The 19,859-nt window shown below is 59.2% G+C and carries 7 protein-coding genes; all 7 read right to left on the reverse strand.

The window, feature by feature from the left end:
- Position 1 precedes the first annotated feature (1 nt).
- The 7 genes from GSF01_RS07370 to GSF01_RS07400 all read right to left on the reverse strand — a co-directional run bounded on the left by GSF01_RS07370 (position 2) and on the right by GSF01_RS07400 (position 19,850).
- Positions 2 to 910: a hypothetical protein gene (locus GSF01_RS07370; RefSeq protein ID WP_159882420.1), complete on the reverse strand. Its 909-nt coding sequence runs from the start codon at positions 908 to 910 to the stop codon at positions 2 to 4.
- Positions 911 to 929: 19 nt separating this feature from the next.
- Positions 930 to 1,970, reverse strand: a complete 1,041-nt coding sequence (locus GSF01_RS07375; protein WP_159882422.1) for a coiled-coil domain-containing protein — start codon at positions 1,968 to 1,970, stop codon at positions 930 to 932.
- Positions 1,963 to 2,844 (reverse strand): cell division protein FtsX, encoded by an 882-nt coding sequence (locus tag GSF01_RS07380; protein ID WP_235941335.1) that lies wholly within the window; start codon positions 2,842 to 2,844, stop codon positions 1,963 to 1,965. The genes GSF01_RS07375 and GSF01_RS07380 overlap by 8 nt, the downstream gene beginning before the upstream one ends.
- On the reverse strand, positions 2,819 to 3,481 hold the full coding sequence (locus GSF01_RS07385) for a cell division ATP-binding protein FtsE (protein WP_159882424.1): 663 nt from the start codon (positions 3,479 to 3,481) through the stop codon (positions 2,819 to 2,821). The genes GSF01_RS07380 and GSF01_RS07385 overlap by 26 nt, the downstream gene beginning before the upstream one ends.
- Positions 3,478 to 10,584 carry a non-ribosomal peptide synthetase gene (locus GSF01_RS07390; protein ID WP_159882426.1) on the reverse strand — a complete coding sequence of 2,369 codons (7,107 nt, stop codon included), beginning with the start codon at positions 10,582 to 10,584 and terminating at the stop codon, positions 3,478 to 3,480. The genes GSF01_RS07385 and GSF01_RS07390 overlap by 4 nt, the downstream gene beginning before the upstream one ends.
- A 71-nt stretch (positions 10,585 to 10,655) precedes the next feature.
- Positions 10,656 to 18,365, reverse strand: coding sequence for a non-ribosomal peptide synthetase (locus tag GSF01_RS07395; RefSeq protein ID WP_159882428.1), 7,710 nt, complete (start codon positions 18,363 to 18,365; stop codon positions 10,656 to 10,658).
- Between the two features lie 69 nt (positions 18,366 to 18,434).
- A complete protein-coding gene (locus GSF01_RS07400; protein WP_159882430.1) occupies positions 18,435 to 19,850 on the reverse strand; it encodes an alpha/beta hydrolase family protein in 1,416 nt (471 codons plus the stop codon).
- Positions 19,851 to 19,859 lie beyond the last annotated feature (9 nt).

Here is a 19,859-nt window from a genome sequence, read left to right on the forward strand (position 1 = left end):
CTTAGCTCTCCTCCCTCGGCGTAGCCGGCTTCCGCCGCAGCCAGAGGACGACCGCGGCGCCGAGCAGCACAGCGGCTATCGGCAGATAGGGGATACGCTTCGCCTCCTCGTGCCCGTCCGCATGCTCCCCGTGCTCGCCATGATGCTCATGCCCGCCCGAGGAAGCCGCGATCGCTTCGCTGCTGAATTGCCCTTTAGCCAGCTTAAGTATCTGCAGCTCCGGTTTACCCGCTTCCGCACCCGACAACCATGTTTCCTCGAGAGTTTTCCCCTGCCATTGCTTAAGATCCGTCGGGCCGAACAAGGCCTTCGGATGTTGGCTAAGCACATATTCCTGTCCGCCAACGACGATCTTGTAGGTGGAATAGGCAGAGGAGCCTTCCCCTTCCTTCCCTTCGATCACCTGCTCGATGACGCCCGATGGCCCAGCCTTATAACCGATCCGTTCCGCCAAAGCCTTGCCTTCAGCAGGATCTTGCACCAATCGTCTCATATAACTCGCAAACGCTTCGCGAGTCAGCTTGGCGTCCGGGTCGGGCGCAGACGCTTTTCCTTCTGCATAAGCCCTGCTCACATCGGCATACGTGGCGTCTCCCTCTAGCGCATCCACCAGCCCGCGGCGCATCGCTTCCTCCCGAACCTGCTCCGGACTTTTCCCTTCGGCGCCGAAGCCGTGGTACATGCCTGCCCAATAGGCCAGATCTGCCTTCCGCAGTGGTGCAAGCGGCCGGTATAGCTTGGCGCCTGCCTCCGCTGCGATCAATCCCATTCCGCGCAGGTACACGATATCCTCCAGCGCCTTGGACGTTTCGATATCGTCATAAAGCGTTTTTTCATTCTCCACATGGGCTAGCCCTGTCGGAATCACGAGCATTACCAGCAGCAGCGTCCCGATCCAAACTCTCAGCATGACAAGCACCTCTCCCATCTTATTCCTTCAGATACTCCTGTGGTTGAATGACAATGGCTCCGTTCGTCTGCTCTACGATAAACTCACCGGCAGCGGGATGAAGCCTGGCATAATCCAGTTGGAAGCCCTTCAGCCTCCGAAGCACCGTCTCCGGAACCGCGAAGCCGTTCAAGAAGGCTGCTTCAAATTCCAAAGCAACACGCTCTCCATCCTTCCGCACCGTCCCGATCAGCAGCAGATCGGCGCTGTTACGCACCAGATGAACATAAGCATGATCCGTCAAAAAGTAATAAGTCAATGGACTGGCGTCATTCAGCAGCCGATCCTCCAGGGTGTATGGAGACACAGGCGTTTTTCGGGTGATGAATGCGTTCGGCCTCTGCCTCAGTCGTTCTTCATCCTCCCGCAGCTCCAATAAATAGCCGATATTTTGCGTCCATATCTCGTCAAGGCGATGCGTTAGCGGATCGATCTCCCGCTCCTCCGTCAGCAGCCTGCCGATCCATTCGCCGATACTCAGATAATCCGCTACGCTACGGCGCGGCCCCGAGCCAAGAGCCTCGGCCTCCTGCATGGTTCTCTCCCTGGCCTCAAGGTTGCCCCGGATCACTTCCAGCAGCTTGCCGTGAAGGGAGAGCGAATCTTGAATAGCCTGGATCGGCGCGTATTCGGCATAGAGCAGCTCAAGCTGCCTCACATCGCCCTCAAGCTCGCGCTCCAACAGCCGCATGCCGGCGAACAGGTCTAACGCATCCTCCCCCTCCAGCATGAACTGCAGGTATGTATCCATGCCGATCGCTTGGTAGAGACCCATCTTATCCTTAAGCGCCCCTGCTTTGAGCTCGTAATCCTCCCGCATGCCTGCCAGCTGCGGGTTCAACCGTTCCATCTCGGCTTTACTGTCCGCTAGATCGGCCAGCAGCCGCTCGGTCACTCCGGGATTCTCCGATCCGGCCAAGTAATCCCCGAACACCCCGCTGACATGAGCATATACCGCGGGAGCAAACATCAGGCCCAGCAGTAAGGCGGCCCATATCGTCCTTCCGCTTCTTCTAGTCATGCAGCCACCGCCTTGTCGCCGTCATGCTTCCGGCCAGGCCGATTAACATTCCTGCAAGCGGAATACCGGCCGAGACCAGCTCAATCCAGCCCTTCCTGTAGCTGAACACCGATCCAAAGCTGGCCGTCAGCTGCGAATAGGCGTAGTCATAAACCAAGTATACGAGGATGCTGGCGAGCAGACCTCCGAGCAGACCTAGCAGCCCGCCTTCCAGTAAGAACTGTCCCCGTACATGGGTATCCTTCGCGCCAAGCAGCAGCTTTACCCGGATCTCCTTCTGTCGGCGATACATGGCGAGCTGAATCGCGATCGTAACCGTTGCCGCCGATAAGAACGATAGAACGAGCAGAAGAACAATCCCATATCGTTCGGACCGGTCCGACCACGACAGCACGGCCTCCGCATATTTCTGGGCGAATATGACGTCCGTGACCCCCTGCATGCCTGCCAGCTCGTCTGCAATTAATGATGCCTGCTCCGGAGAGGCAAGCTCCAGCGTGATCATGTCCGGGAGATGATTTTGGTTTTGGAAGGATCGGAACAGATGTTCCTTTCCTGAGAAAAGCCGCTTCAGCCTATCCAGCGAATCCGCTTTTGTCTCCACATCCGCCCGTTTCACCCAGGATCGGGAGCTAAGCAGCTCCTTCATCTGCTCCGCATGAACGGATGGATCGAGGAAGAGCTTGATCTTGACCTGCGATTCGAGGTATTGAACCGTTTCCTGGACCCCGCCCCGGAGCAGCAGCAGCAGCCCCGCCGTCGTCAGCGTGATCGCGATCAGCAGCACAGCCGCAAGCGATGCGCCCGGATTGCGCCGGATGCCGTCACGCGCATCCCGGATGTAATAATTAGCCAGCGTCCAGCGCATGCGCATGAAGAACTCCTCCATTCATATATACCGTTCGGGACGGGAACTCCCGGATCAGTTCATCGGAATGGGTCACCATCAGAATAGCCGTTCCTTCGCTTTCATTGAGCTCCCGCAGCAAGCGGACGATTCGGACGGCATTCGCATGGTCCAGATTGCCGGTCGGCTCGTCAGCGAGGAGCACCGACGGACCGTTCAGCAGCGCTCTGGCAATTGCCACCCGCTGCTGCTCCCCGCCCGAGAGCTGGCGGGGAAACAACGCCTCCTTCCCGCCGAGCCCGACCTTATCCAGGAAGTCCGCCGCTGCCTTTCGTGTAGACTTCGGGTCCCGGCCGAGGACTTCGCCGGCGAGCGTCACATTCTCGAGAGCCGTTTTTCGCTCAATCAGCTCGTAGCTCTGATGGATGGTGGCCACCAGCCGGCGTACCGCATAACGCGGGATGCTCCTGAGCTCCTGCCCGCCGATCGCGATCTCGCCGTCGTACTGCTCGATTTGCCGGTTCAAGATGCGCAGCAGCGTACTCTTGCCGGAGCCGGAAGGGCCCTGGAGGTATACGAACTCCCCCTGGGCCAGATCCAGCTCAAGGCCGTGCAGAACCGGCTGACCCGCATAGGTCTGCGTCAGTCCGCGAATCCGAATCATCGCACTTCCCCCGTACCGACCAGACCGGCGGCCGGAATTCTTTGAAGAATGGCTTGTATTTTCTCCGCATTTCTAGCCACATGCGGCGGACTCAGCATATCCAGATGAGCCCCCGCCCCAGCGTAGTCCATCGATGGACCATAGGTCGATACTGACCAAGGCAAGACGGCCGTGCCCTGCAAATCCCGTTCCTCCGAACGGATATCGTGCAGCTCCGCGCGGATACGATCCCGGTGAACCAGGGACTCTGCATAGCGCGCGTATGTGCCGATAAGCCGCTCGCGCTCCCGCATCAGCGCGTCGCCGGGATCCAAGCCGTAGCGGCTGGCCGCTTCCTGCAGCAGCATCCGGATTTCATCGTCGATATCGGCCTGCGAACGAACGGACGGCTCCCGATGGATCGCATCCAGCAGGATGATCCCGGCTACCCGGACTTCTCGGCGTTCAAGCTCAGCAGCCGCCTCGAAGGCCAGATTCCCCCCTGCGGAATAGCCGAGCAGCCAGCACGGCCCTTGCTCCTGAAGAGCCATCATCTCATCCGCATACCGGGCAATCCGGTCCTCCTCCTCCACAAAATCGAAGGCGTACAAGCTGTATGCCCCGCTTAAGCAGGCCGCCAGCTCCTGGAAGACGAAGCCATAACCGAATAGCGGCGGAAAGCAAAACAACGGAGGATGACCAGGCTCATTCCAGAGCGTGGGCAGTTTGGAGGAATTGTCTACGCCCCGGTCAATCGCTGCCGCCAATTGCCGCAGGGTAGGCTGTTGGAAGACGGTCCTCAGCGTCAGCTCGGCTCCAAGCTTTGTCGAGACAAGCGAAGCCATGCGTGCAGCCTTCAGCGAATTGCCGCCGAGCGCGAAGAAATCGTCCTGCAGCCCGACAAGCTCTACCTGCAGCAGCTCCCTCCATATCTCGGCAATTGCTTGCTCCGCCTTGGAACGTGGAGGCACGTATTCGGCTGAACGCAGCTGCTGTCCGTCCGGCTTCGGCAGCGCCCTGCGATCCACCTTGCCGTTGGACGTAAGGGGAAGGCGTTCCATGCACATGAAGTAGGACGGGATCATGTGCTCCGGGATACGCGCTCTCAGATGGTCGCGCAGCTCGCTGAGCTCCAAGGCCGAAGCGACGATATAGGCGCACAGCGCTTTTGTCCCCGCTTCATCAAGCGCGATGACGACAGCCTGTTTGACGCCCGGATGGGCAAGCAGCGCGGATTCGATCTCGCCCGGCTCGATGCGGAAGCCGCGGATCTTCAGCTGGTCGTCGGCGCGTCCGACGAATTCCACCTGACCGTCCTCCCGCCATTTGGCCAAATCGCCCGTCCGGTAGAGGCGCCCTCCCGGATGGAACGGACCTTCCAGGAACGCAGCGGCGGTCAGCTCGGCTTTGTTCAGATATCCGCGAGCGACACCGGCTCCTCCTATACAAAGCTCGCCCACCACGCCTACCGGCTGCAGCTGTAGCGAATTGTCCACGACGTACATCCGCATGTTGGCGAACGGCTTGCCGATGGGCACCGTACCGACGCTTGTGAATCGATCGGCCGTCTCCTCGTAATAGCTGGTATCGACGCACGCTTCCGTTACGCCATAGCAATTGACGATACGAAGCTTTGAGCCGAAGCGCGCAAGCAGGCGTCCGTATTCCTCTGCGGGGCAGCTGTCCGAGCCAATCACGAGCAGCTTCAGGTCCCCGAGCTCCAGTCCGTGGTCAAACACATGGTCCATGAAAGGGACGGCAAGCGCAGGAGGCATATCCAGCACCGTGATCCGGTGCGCCCGGATCGTCTCATACAGACGTGTCGGATCCAGCTTGACGTCCTCCGGACATAGCACCAGCTCGCCCCCGTTCGTCAGCGTCCGTGCCAGATCGGCGAGGAACACATCGAACGAAAAGCTGGCAAGCTGAAGCAATGTCACGGGGAAGGTGTCCATGGCAAAGGCATCCCGGTAAGCAAAGGCAAGATTGGCATAGCTGCCATGCTCCACCATGACGCCCTTCGGCTTTCCTGTCGTGCCCGACGTATAGATGACATAGGCCAGCCGGTCGGGATGCGGCCGAGGATCCCAGGCAATCGGTCCTTCCGCATAGGCTTCATACGCGTCCAGGTCCAGGACTTTGCCTGCAAACCCTTCCGACCGGCGGAGCAGAGCGCTTTGGGTAAGCAGGATAGCTGCCTGACTGTCTCGCAGCATATGCTCGATTCGCTCTGCCGGGTAAGCGGGATCGATAGGGACAAAGGCCGCCCCCGCCTTAAAGGCGGCAAGAACGGCGACCACCCAATCGACGGACCGCTCGGCCATGACGGCTGCGATGCTCTCGACCCCGACCCCTCGGGCAACAAGCGCGGCAGCTAGACGTCCGGATCGTTCGTCAAGCTCTTGGTAGGTCAGTGCCCGATCCAGATACCGGACGGCTATGCGCTCCGGACTCGCCTCTGCCTGTTGCGCGAACAGCTGCAAGAAGGTCGTATTCTGAGGATAAGCGGTCTCGGTCGCGTTGAAGACGGTCCGGATCTCGCGCTTCTCCGCCTCCGTCACCATATCCAGCCGGTCGATCCGGCAATAAGGCTCAGAAGCGATACACTCGAGCAGGCAGCTGTAGTGATCGGCCATCCGCTGGATCGTTTCTCTTCGGAAAAGATCTGTACTATATTCAAGATGGACCTCGATATGATGAGCATGCTGTATGGCCTCGAACGTAAAGTCGAATTGAGCCATCTTCGCTTCAAACTCATACGGCTTGAAGGTTAAGCCTGCGATGTCCAGCATCGGCGGATCGGTCTGCAGCGTGAACATCGTGTCGAATAACGGATTGCGGCTCAGATCCCGCTCGGCGCCGGAGCGCTCGACCAGCAGCTCGAACGGATAATCCGCGTGCTCATAAGCCGATAAAGCCAGCTCTCGGACCTTCTTGACATAGTGAAGGAAAGGAAGCTCGTCCTCCACCTGACTGCGGATGGCCAGCGTATTGACGAAGAGGCCGATAAGCGGAGCCGTATCCGGATGGGGGCGTCCGCCTGACGGCGTGCCTACGACAATGTCCTCCTGTCCGGCATACTTGCGCAGCAAAATGAAATACGCAGACAGCAGCAGCATGTACAGCGTGACGTCCGTCCTTTCGGCGAGCCGGACGAGAGCGGCCGTCAGCTCCGGATTCAGACGGAAGCGAAAGCTCTCCCCGGCAAAGCTGCGCTCCGCAGGTCGCGGAAAGTCCGTCGGCAGACGGAGCGAGGAAGGCAGCTCCCGATACCGATCCAGCCAGTAAGCTTCTTGCCTCTCCATCTCCTCCGACTGCAGATAGCCTTGCTGCCAAGCCGCATAGTCCTTATATTGAACGTTCAGCTCTTCCAGCCTCTCGCCCGCGTACAGCTTCACGAACTCCTCGGCAAAGATTCGCATGGATTCCCCGTCGGCTATCAGATGATGCATATCGAACAGCAGGATATGCCTTGTGCGGGAGATCGACAATAGTCCAGCACGCATCAACGGAGCCTGAGACAAGTCATAAGGACGGAAAAATGCGGCAATCCTGGTCGAAAGCTGCGAATGATCGATCGTCTCATAGTCGATACGGAAATCGACCTGGGCGTGAACGCGCTGCAGGAGCTCGCCCTCTATCATCTCGAAGGACGTTCGAAGCGACTCGTGACGTTCGATCAGCTGATGCCAGGCCCGCTCGAACCGAAATAAATCCATCTCGCCCTCGACCTCGAATATTCCGGGGATATGATACCCCGACTGGCCGCCTTCGAGCTGCTGCAGGATGTACATGCGCCGCTGGGCGGAGGAGGCGGGATAGGCGGCGGCCTGCGGCAGCCGCTCGATATCCGGAAGCTCCCTCCGTTCGGTCTGCAGGATAAGCCGGGCCATCTCCTCGATCGTCGGATAATGGAACACGGCACGGATCGGGAGCGAAATCTGCAGCTGCTTATGTATGCGGGCGATGAGCATCGTCGCTTTGATCGAATGACCGCCAAGCTCAATAAAATGATCCTGTACCCCGACCTCGCATTGCAGCACTTCCTGCCAAATAGCCGCCAGCTTCGCCTCGACTTCATTTCGCGGGGCAACATAAGCCGCACCGCTGCCGATGCTTCCGTCCGGCTCCGGCAGTGCCTTGCGGTCCAGCTTGCCGTTGGCCGTGACCGGCATAGAGGGCAGCCTGACGAAATACGAAGGAATCATGTATTCGGGCAGCGAATCCGCAAGGAAGCCGCGCAGCTCCCGGACCGTCAGTTCCTCCTCGGCTACCAAATAAGCGCATAAATACTTCTCCCCCGCCTCGTCCTGACGGTCGATGACGATCGCCTCCCGGACAGATGGGTGATGGACCAGCTGCGACTGAATTTCGCCCGTCTCGATCCGGTAACCCCGGATTTTCACCTGATGATCGATCCGTCCGAGGAACTCGATATGACCGTCCGGCATCCATCTTGCCCGGTCGCCTGTCCGGTACATACGCGGTGAGCGTGCGTTCCTGCCGCCGAGCTCAGAAGCCGCTGCCGCTTCTGCAGCTGCTGAATGCGGCAAGGAATTACCAAAACCTGACGCCTCCGCTGCAAATGGATCGGGTAGGAATCGCTCCGCCGTCAGCTGCGGGTCATCATAGCCGACCGCCAGGCAGTCGCCGCCGATATACAGCTCTCCCGGCACTCCGATCGGACACGGCTGCAAGCCCGGATCGAGGATATAGTAGCGCGCATTCTGAATCGGCTTCCCGTAAGGGATGCTCGCCCACTCCGGGCGCACCTCGTCCACCTCGAACATGTTCGACCATACTGTCGCCTCCGTCGCTCCGCCCAGCGCCAGCACGCGCACGCCCGGGAAGGCTTCCTTCAGCACGCCCGGCAGCTTCAGCGGAATCCAGTCGCCGCTGAGCAGCACGAGCCGCAGGCGGCCTCCCGCCTTCCCCGGCTTGGCCTGCAACAGCGGCGCGAGCTGCTGAAGCGCCGCCGGGGCCGAGTCCCAGCACGTGATCGGCTCCTCGAGCAGCAGCTGCAGCAGCCGGTCCGGCTGGCGCACCTCGTCCACCCCGGCCAGTCGGATCGTCCCTCCGGCCGTCAGCAGGCCGAATACATCATAGACCGACAAGTCGAACGTCGGCGACGTCACGAACAGCAGCCGGTCGTCCGCTCCCATCTCCGTCGTACGGTTCACCCAATCGATCAGATTGGATACCGTCCGGTGCGCGACGATAACTCCCTTCGGCACCCCGGTCGAGCCGGAGGTAAAGATCACGTAAGCCGTATGATCTGGCTCCGCCGCCGCAGGCAGGTCTCCTCCGTCGTATCCTGCAAGCATGGACTCTGCTTCATCGACGAAGAGCACGGCGGAGAGGGCCGGGCAGGACGCGTACAGCGCCGCCGATACCGTCTCCAGCGGGCGTTCGGTCACCAGATGCGTCGCGCCGAGCGTGTTCATGATTCGCTCGATCCGCGCTGTCGGCGTTGACGGCTCCATCGGAACATAAGCGCCTCCCGACTTGGCGATGCCGAGCATTGCGGCGATCATTCCGACCGAACGGGAGACGAGCAGCCCGACATGCGTGCCCGGCCCGACGCCGGTCTCTCGCAAGCAGCGGGCGATCCGGTTAGCCCGTTCGTTCAGCTCCCGGTACGACACCGTTTCATGATCCGTGATAATCGCGGGATGATCCGGCGTCTCGGCCGCCTTCCGCTCGAACCCCTGATGAATCAACCGATCCTTCGGATAGTCCCGCGCCGTATCGTTGAACGCATGCACAATCTGCCGGTATTCTTCTTCCCGGAGCAAGACGCAGCTCCCGATCTTCGCCAATGGATCGGTCACGACGGACTCCGCCAGCTTCACGAAATGGCCCTCCAGCCGTTCGAAGAAATCGGAATCGAACGCGTTTGCATTGTATAACAGCTTCACACCCAGCCGTTCTCCCGGAACGAACAGCACGTTAAGGTCATAGTTGGTTTGCTCGAAAGCCTCTACCTCGACAGGTTCAAAGCCGATCCTTTCCCGAGTACCCCCTCCCATGGCTCCTTCCAGCGGAAAATTTTCGAATACGAGGATATGGTCGATCAATCCCTGCTTCATCAAGCTGGCCGACTGCGTTTCATATAGCGGATAATAGTCGTACTCCGCCGAGGCTTGCTCATTGCGGCCTGCCTGCTTGAGCAGCTCGGCGAAAGGCAGTTCCCCATTCATCCGCATCCGTACCGGAATCGTGTTGATAAAGAGTCCGAGCATCGATTCGATCCCCGGCACATCAGCCGGCCTGCCCGAGACGACGGCGCCGAACATCACATCGTCTAGATGGGTATAGGTATGCAGCAGCACGGCCCACATCGTCTGGATAAGGGTGCTGATCGTAACCTGATATCGGTAGCCGAGCTCCCTTAACGCCCCCGTTACTTCAGCGTCCAACTGGAAGCTGTATTCCCGCTGCTCGTAGATGTCGCCCTCCCGGACGCCGAAGCGCCTCGGGAGAGCGGCCAACTGGTCGTAGCCTTGGACGTAGCCGGTCCAGTAAGAGCGGGCAGCCGCAGCATCTTGCTTCTCCAGCCACTTCATGTAGGTGCTGAAGCGGGGAGCCGGCTCCAGACGGATCGGCTCCTCGTGCTTCAAGGCCCCGTAGATGGCCAGCAGCTCCCGAAGCAAGATCCCGAGGCACCAGCCATCGAGGATAAGATGATGAAAGCTCCACATGAGCAAGTATTCCTCTGCCCCGGTACGGAGCACCTTGATGCGAATCAGCACCTCCTCGCTCAGACGGAAGCCTTGCTGCAAATCCATCCGCTTCAGCCAAGTGATCCTCTCCTGCTGCGACTCGGGGTCCAGATCGGTTAAATCCTCGCTGCCGATGACAGGAAACTCCGCCTCCTTAAGTACAACCTGCATAGGCTTGTTAACCTGGTCATAGACGAACACCGTACGGAACATGTCGTGCCGGTCCGTCAGCTTCTGAAAGCTGCGCTGCAGCAGGTCGATATCGACTTCACCCTGCATCTTCAGCATGATCTGCTCGCGATACGTCAGCGATTGCTCGTCCATCAACGCATGAAACAGCATGCCCTGCTGCATAGGCGAGAGCAGATACACGTCCTTGATTTGATCCTTGGTCCACTTCACGCATCGTCACCTCGTCTCAATGAATAAGCTGCATCTTGTATTGTGCCTCCGGCTTCTATACCCGAAGGACTTTAGTCGGAGAGCAGACTGAACAGATCCTCCAGATCCTCTTGTGTGATTTCTTCGGAGCTCACATCGCTGGAGGTCAGCTCTGACTGCTTCTTCGTCAAGCAATGCCGGATAAGGCTTGTCAGATGGCGCCGATACCCCTCCGCAAAGGTATGCATGGTCACCCGCTGGAAAACATACGGATTGTAATCGATCTTGACGGTCAACCGCCCCTTCTGTATGACCGCATGAATCCCGATCAGACTGATCCGCTCCGCATTTGGACTGATCTGCCAGCCCATCGGGGCATCCGACAGGACAAAACCGCCGGTAACCGACTCCTGGTCGATTTGACCTAGATAGTTAAAACTGATTTCCGGCTCGATGGCAAAGACGGAGCTGTCCCGAACCTCCGCAGGAGCCATATACTTTAACACGCCATATCCAATTCCCTTCGACGGTACGGACCGAAGCTGTTCTTTCACCGAGATAATCGGATGACGGGAGCTATCGAGCTCCAACATGACGGGATACTGGCTTGTGAACCAGCCGACCGTACGCGACACGTCCAGCTCGGGGAAAAGCGGCTCCCGGCCATGTCCTTCGAGCAGCACCAGCACCCGCTCATCTCTTGCCCAGTCCTTCACGGCCAGAGCGAGGGCGGCGAGCAGCACATCTTCTATTTCCGTATGGTAGGCATGGTGCACATGCTTAAGCAGGTCCTCGGTCTCTTCGGCTGTCAGCGTGAAGGAGCATTCCTGGGCCAGCCCTATTGTGTTCGAATACGCATCGAAATCCGGCAGATCGCGGGGAAGCAACGCATACGGCTTCGACTCCATTCGCTGCCAATAAGCTAACTCACTCCGCAGTTCTTCGCTCGAGGCATACCTGTTCAGCGCAGCTGTCCAGGCCTGATAGGCATGCGTCTTGGCCGCGAAGCTAACCGGCTCCCCCCTTACGGACTGGTCATATCCCTCTGCCAAGTCCTCCAGCAGAATGCGCCATGACACCCCGTCCACGACCAGATGGTGAATGACGATGAGCAAATAGCTGCCTTCATCCGCATGGAACAGCTTCGCTTTCAGAAGCGGACCTTGCTCAAGATCTAGACCTGCCTGCTGTTCGTCAGCCATCAAGCGAATCTGCTCAAGCTTGTGACGGGCATCTACGGCAGCGGTCTCCAGGGTAAAGCATGTCCGAACTTCGGCCTCGTCGATACCTTGCTGGACCAGACGGTAATGACTTCCCGCACGCACACATCTCATTCGAAGCACGTCATGATGCACAACAAGCCGTTGGAACACGGTCTGAAGGTACGCTTCATTCCAGCCTTCTTCTCTAAACAGCATCACCGATTGATTGAAATGATGAGGCTCGGCAAAGGCTCGCTCGAAAAACCAGCTTTGTACCGGGCCTGGCACCAGTTCCCCTACGACAGGCTCTTGCGGAGCGATAACCGTCAGCCTCTGCACGCGCGGTTCCAGCTCGGTGATTGTCGGGTAGGCAAAGAAATCTCTGACCCCGAGCTTATAACCGAATTTCTGAAGCCGGGCAGCCGCCTGAATGGCCTTGATCGAATCGCCGCCGAGATGGAAAAAGTGATCGTGAACGCCGATCCGCTCCGCGCCGAGCAGCGTCTTCCAAATATCCGCCAGCAGCTCCCCGACAAGCGTCGTGGGGGCCTCGAACTTGGCGCCGCCTGTCTGAAGGTCCGGCTCGGGCAGCGCTCGCCGGTCTACCTTTCCATTCGCCGTTAGCGGGATACGCGTCAGCTGCATGAAAACATGCGGAATCATATAGTCCGGCAGCCGTTGAGCCAGGGCTGCCCTAAGCCCGGCAACCGTCCATTCGCGATCGGCAACCATATAGGCGCACAGCATCGTCTGGCCGTTGGCATCCTTGTTCGCCGTTACGGCTACCTCCTTAATCATGTCCAGCTCCAGCAGCCGGCTCTCGATCTCGCCCAGCTCGACGCGGAAGCCGCGCACCTTCACCTGCTGATCCAGACGATCCAGATATTCCAGCGTTCCGTCCGGAAGCCACCTGACCAGATCGCCTGTCCGGTACATCCTCTCTCCCGGCTCGAACGGACACGGCGCGAACTTCTCCGCGGTTAGTTCAGGCCGCTGCCAATATCCGCGCGATAGTCCGATGCCAGCCGCGCATAGCTCGCCCGGAACTCCGATCGGCACCAGCTTGTCATGACGGTCCACGACATACAGCCGGGTTTGCTGAACCGGTCTGCCGATCGGGATAGAGACTGCCGCCTCCTCTAGGCTCTTCATTTCATATGCCGTCGCCAATACGGTCGTTTCCGTCGGTCCGTACAGGTTCACCAGCCGGTCCGGACCCAGCAGGCCAAGGGCTTTGCGGACATGATGGACGGATGCCTTTTCTCCGCCAAACATCATTTTGCGCAAGCTTGTCAAGCGATGAGGGCACTCCTCGACAAGGGCGTTGAACAAAGCGGTGGTACAGAAGAGGATCGTGATCGCGTGCTTCTCAAGCACCTGGGCCAGCAGCGAGAGGTCCGTTATGACCTCGGCATCGACGAGCACAAGCTGCGCTCCGTTCAGCAACGCTCCGAAAATCTCAATCACCGAGCCGTCGAATGCATAGTTCGACGCTTGCAGCATCCGGTCTTCCCGCGTAAAGTCGACATAGCCGGGATGCTTGACGATGCGCTGGACTCCCGCATGGGTGATCATCGTGCCTTTCGGCTGTCCGGTCGTGCCCGATGTATAGATCACATAAGCCAGATGTCCGGGGTTACATACCGGCTGCAGATTAGTTCCGCCCCCGTCATAGATGGACGGGTCATCCGTCCGAAGACAAGTCCCCCTGAACCCGGAGGGAACGTTCCGCTTCCCGTTGGTTATCAGAAGGTCGACCCCGCTGTCCTCCAGAATGTACTGGATGCGCTCCTCCGGGTATAACGGATCGATCGGGACATAAGCGCCGCCTGCCTTCAGGACAGCCAAAATGCTGACGATCATATCGATGGAACGGTCTGTTAGCAGCGCGACGAGCTTGTCGGGTCCTACTCCGCGTGCGCGAAGGGTGCGGGCCAGCCGGTTCGCTCTTTCGTTCAGCTCCCCGTACGTCTGCTGCTCCCGGCCGTGGACGAGGGCGATGTTCGCCGGATGAAGCCTTGCCTGCTCTTCAAACCATTCGTTCAACACCAGGGTATCCTCCGCATCGCCAACGCTCACGTTGTTGAAAGCAAGCAACTGCGCCTTCTCGGCTTCTGTGAGGCATTCCATGTCCGCAAGCGTCCGGCCGGGCTCCTCCGCCAGCTGCTGCAGCAGCCGGATATAATGAGCGCCCAGTCGTTCCATTGTGGCAGCATCGAACAGGCTGGTCCGGTATTCCAGCGTGAAGGTCAATCCTTCTCCTCCAAGGGAGGCTTCGAGCAGCAGATCGAACTTGGCGTGACCGCTTTGCAAGGGCGATGGTTTCAACGTGAGGCCGCCTGCGGCAATCCCGTCCACATCCAGATTCTGCAGAGCAAATACCGTGTCGAACAACGGATTGCGGCTCGCTTCGCGCTGGAGATGAAGCCGTTGAACCAGCTCCTCGAACGGGTACTCTTCATTCTCGAACGCTAGCAGCGCCGACGCTTTCACCTGCTGCAAGTATTCGGTAAAAGTCAGCTTACCGGAAGGGTAGACTCTTAGCGGCAGCATATTGACGAACATTCCGACGATCGGCTCCAGATCCGGGTGGGATCTGCCGGCGACCGGACATCCGACCACGATGTCTTCTTGACCGCTGTACTTGGCCAGCAGCACCTGGTAAGCCCCCAGCAGCACCATGAACAGCGTTGCCTCCTGCTGTTCCGCCAGCTGCTGAAGTTGTCCGGTTAGGGATGCTCCTGCTGCAAATGTTAGAGAATCTCCCCCGAAGCTCTGAACGGCCGGTCTCGGACGGTCGGTCGGCATATTCAATACCGGAATATCGCGGGAAAATTGCTCCAACCAGTACCGCTCCTGCCTTAACAGACGCTCCTCCTTCAGCAGCCGCTGCTGCCATATGGCATAGTCCTTATACCCCAGCGCCAGCTCGGTCAGCGTCCCTCCTTCGTAGAGAATGGCCAGTTCCTTCATTAATATATTCATCGAGACGCCATCGGAAATCAGATGATGCATGTCGAACAGCAAATAGGACACGCCCGGCTCATTTTTTACCCAGGCCGCACGCAGCAAGGGGGCCATTCTCAAGTCGAAAGGACGGATGAAAGCATCAGCTTGCTGCCTCAGCTCCCCCCCTGCCTCCAGCTTTTCCAGGCGAAACGCCACTCTATCATGAACCCGTTGAACCGGCTCTCCGTCCTCCCAATCGAAGCTTGTCCTTAACGCTTCATGACGGCGAATGAGCTGTGCAAAAGCTCCCTCCAGCCGTTCGGGATCGGCTTCGCCTTCTATCCGGAACACACCTGACATATGGTAAGCCGTTCCCAGATCCTCCATCTGGCTGACAATGAATAATCTTCTTTGCGCGGACGAAAGCGGGTAATTCTCGCTAATCGGCGCAGGTGTCAGCGCAGAGTAGCCAGAACCGCCGGCTAGCGCCACATACTCGCTCAGCTGCTCCAATCTGCTGTGCACGAACAGGATGCGCAGCGGCAGCTCGACGCCCAGCTGCTGATAGACGCGCGCCGCCATCCGCGCCGCCAGAAGAGAATGGCCTCCCAGCTTGAAGAAATCATCCTTTATCCCTACCTGCCGCTGCAGCACCTCCTCCCAGATGGAAGCGAGCTTCGCTTCCACCTCATTGCGGGGCGCCACATAGACGGTACCGCTGGCCACACTTCCGTCCGGCTCGGGCAGTGCCTTGCGGTCCAGCTTGCCGTTTGCCGTGACCGGCATCCCCTCCAGCCGTACGAAGTGGGCCGGGATCATATAGTCCGGCAGCGCATCTGCCAGGAAACCGCGCAGCTCGCTGACCGTCACGTTCTCCTCCATGACGAGATAGGCGCATATATACTTCTCCCCTGCTTCATCCTGACGGTCGATCGCAATCGCTTCTCGGACAGAAGGATGCTTGACCAGCTGTGCCTGTATTTCGCCCAGCTCGATCCGGTATCCCCGGATTTTCACCTGATGGTCGATCCGCCCGAGAAACTCGATATGGCCGTCCGGCATCCACCTTGCCCGGTCGCCTGTCCGGTACATGCGCGGTGGGTGCGCGATGGTTTCGCCTGCAAGCTCCGCCGCAAATGGATCAGGCAGGAATCGCTCCGCCGTCAGCTGCGGGTCATCGTAGCCGACCGCCAGGCAGTCGCCGCCGATATACAGCTCTCCCGGCACGCCGATCGGACACGGCTGCAAGCCCGGGTCGAGGATATAGTAGCGCGCATTCTGAATCGGCTTCCCGTAAGGGATGCTCGCCCACTCCGGGCGCACCTCGTCCACCTCGAACACGTTCGACCATACCGTCGCCTCCGTCGCGCCGCCCAGCGCCAGCACGCGCACGCCTGGGAAGGCTTCCTTCAGCACGCCCGGCAGCTTCAACGGAATCCAGTCGCCGCTGAGCAGCACGAGCCGCAGCCGGCCTCCCGTCGTCCCCGGCTTGGCCTGCAGCAGCGGCGCGAGCTGCTGAAGCGCCGCCGGCGCCGAGTTCCAGCACGTGATCGGCTCCCCGAGCAGCAGCTGCAGCAGCCGGTCCGGCTGCCGCACCTCGTCCGCCCCGGCCAGACGAATCGTCCCTCCGGCCGTCAGCAGGCCGAATACATCATAGACCGACAAGTCGAATGTCGGCGACGTCACGAACAGCAGCCGGTCGTCCGCGCCCATCTCGGTCGTACGGTTCACCCAATCGATCAGATTGGATACCGTCCTGTGAGCGACGATAACTCCCTTCGGCACCCCGGTCGAGCCGGAGGTAAAGATCACATAGGCCGTATGATCCGGCTCCGCCGCCGCAGGCAGGTCTCCTCCTTCGTAGCCTGTAAGCATGGACTCCGCTTCATCGACGAAGAGCACGGCGGAGAGGGCCGGGCAGGACGCGTACAGCGCCGCCGATACCGTCTCCAGCGGGCGTTCGGTCACCAGATGCGTCGCGCCGAGCGTGTTCATGATTCGCTCGATCCGCGCTGTCGGCGTTGACGGCTCCATCGGAACATAAGCGCCTCCCGACTTAGCAATACCGAGCATCGCCGCGATCATCCCGACCGAACGGGAGACGAGCAGCCCGACATGCGTGCCCGGCCCGACGCCGGTCTCCCGCAAGCAGCGGGCGATCCGGTTAGCCCGTTCGTTCAGCTCCCGGTAGGACACCGTTTCATGATCCGTGATAATCGCGGGATGATCCGGCGTCTCAGCCGCCTTCCGCTCGAACCCCTGATGAATCAACCGATCCTTCGGATAATCCCGCGCCGTATCATTGAACGCATGCAAGACCTGCCGGCGCTCTTGCTCGCCAACCATCCGCAGCTCCGTCACTTTCCGGTCCGGATGGGCGATCGCATCCCCGATCAGCTGCAGCAGTCTGCCGCACAGCTGCTCTATTTCGCTTTCGGCATACACTTGGGTGTGGTAATCAAAATCCAGAAGCAATGCGCCTGTCCCGACATGTTCCTTGATGTGAATAGCCATATCCAAAGCCTCTGCTCCGGCAAATAAACCTTCTATCCTGCACTCCATCCCAGGCTTGCGGACAAAATCCATCACCTGGTACTCCATCAGAATATGAAACAGCCGGTCCAGCCCGCTGTTCCGCTCCTTGAGCTCGGTAAACAGCAAGTCGAACGGATAGCGCTGGTGACGGATCAGACGGCTCTGTTCCTTGGCAAGCAATTCGACCCATTGGGCGAAATTCATCCCGGACTCTACTTTCATCCTTACCGGCGTCGTGCTGGTGAACATGCCCAGCGTCTGTTTCTCCTTGCTGTTCGTGCGATTCAGGATATTCGTGCCGACTACCAGATCCTCCATCCCGGTCACCTTATACAGGTACACGTAGAAGGCAGCTAAAAATACGGTTAGCATATTCGTCCGATGCTCTGAGCAAAACAGCTTCAGCTGTTCGAACACCGGCCCGGGCACCTCATAGCTGTATCTGGCTGCCTCAATATCCGGCGTATACAGATCATAGGGCTTCAAGAGGGTCGGCTCCGGCAACTCGCTGAATGTATCCAGCCAAAACCGGCGATCCTTCTCGAATCGGGGAGACGCCTCATACTGCCGCTCGCTATCGAGAAAGTCCAGATAGCTCGGCCCCGGCTCCGTTACCGCCTCCACGCCATGCTGCAGTTCAAGATACGTATCTAGGATCCGATTCACGGTCAATACCATGGAATGGCCATCGGAGATCAGATGATGCTGCTTCAGCAGAAGCATCGCCTGATCGCCTCCGAGCAGACCGAGCTGAAAGGAGCATAGCCGGGAACCGGTAATCGGCAGTGGAATGCGGAATTGTTCTCGGGCCCATGCCATGGCGGCTTCCTTCCCGCTCCCGGTAAAATCTACAACCTCTATAGGCAAGTCAAGCTCGTCCGTTAGGTGCTGATGCGGTATGCCATCCGTCTCTGCAAATCGAAGCCGAAGAGCATCGCTCGTTCGGAATAAGTGTCGGATGGAAGCGATCAGCCGCTGTACGTCCAGCCCTTCTGTTTGGATATGGACGATGCCGCCTATCGTCGCGACACTTGTTCCGGGGAATGTTTTTTCGGTATACCAAATCCTTTTCTGTGGGTGCGTCAAGTCATATGTACCGGAAGTGAAGTCAGTCACCTCAAGCCCTCCCATCCATTCGATTCAAATTTAGTCAAACGATATTCATGTGCAGGCGTAAGTGTTCCATTAAGGCTGGATCCGAGCCTCGAATCGTACATCGGGTCCATGCGGACCGGCGGTTTGCAGCAGATTTGACGGCTCTCCCTTTAGATACTGGTCGAAAAATGCCAGCGTATACCGGTTCATCTCCGCATGGATTTCGCCAGCGGGCCGCTCCAACGCCAGCAGCGGTGAATAAAGCACCGTATCGCTGAAGCTGAGATGATGCGTACCTGGCAAAATTATCCGATAAGCGTCGGTCTTGGCGCCGGTGTACACGCGCTCCACATGCTCCAAGAAATTAGCATAATAAGCCGTGACGGCGTCCCGCTGCTGATTCGCCGTTCCTCCGGATTGTCCTACGTGCTGCTGGATGCCATACCAGGTCCCGGACGCCATCATAAACATGACCGGCCGGGACAATCCCGCTTGCAGCACCTGACCGTATGGAGCGCCGTCCATGTCCAGTCCGGCTTTGATCCGAGGATCGAGAGCGAGCGCCTCCACGGCCGTCGATCCGCCGTCGGAATGTCCCAGGATACCGACCCTATCCAAGTCAAGCCGGCCGCTCCATTGCCCAGCCTCATCCTGCCGGTTCCAGACCTGCAGCTGATCCAGCACCGACTTTGCATCCGCAGCCCGAATCCCGATCAGCTCGGCACTCTCCTCGCTGCTTAGCATGTCGGGGCCCCCGTGGTAGGGGGCGACATGGCCATCGGGAAACACGGTATCCGCAGCCATATACGTATGCTGGATCGATGCTACGACATAACCATGGCTGGCCAGCTCTTCGACCTGGAACAAGCTTTGAAACCGGGACGCGGTAGCTCCGTGCGAGAAGAGAAGCACCGGATAACGCTCCTGGGCCTTCGATAGCGGAAGGTCCTCTCCGGCATGCGTCTGAACGCTATCCAGCTGGGAGAACAGCCACGCGGGGAGCCGGGTGTTCGCCTGCAAGGCGCGCTTCATTTCCTGGGGATACGGCTCCCGGCGGATACGGTCGCCGCCCTCCCCTTCGGCCGGATACCAGAATCGGACGAGGAGCTGCCTCCGATCTGCGGGATCGGAGGAGAACGGTTCCTCGCGATCCGTCAGCACCAGGCGTTCTGTCGTCCCGACTGCAAACGGACCTCCCGGCTTCGGCAGCTCGAAGGCCGGTAATACGATCGGCAGGAGACACCCGAGCACAATCCCCGATCCGGCGCCGAACAGCGACCAAACGGTACTGCTCCTGCCCTTGACCCGCTGCTTATTATGGAGCTTGCGCCCTACCCATCGCCAGAAGCCGTAGCAGGCCAAAGCGGGCAGCACGCCTGCGGCCATCAGCGGAATCACGTCGGTACGGCCACGTAGGAGCCATACGGCTACGACGACGACCGCGACAACGACTGCGGCCGGGAATGTTCGTCTGGCAGCCGTGGTTCTTGTACGTTCAACCTCCATATCGTTTAC

It is taken from the genome of Paenibacillus puerhi (assembly GCF_009846885.1).
Taxonomy (GTDB): domain Bacteria; phylum Bacillota; class Bacilli; order Paenibacillales; family NBRC-103111; genus Paenibacillus_G; species Paenibacillus_G puerhi.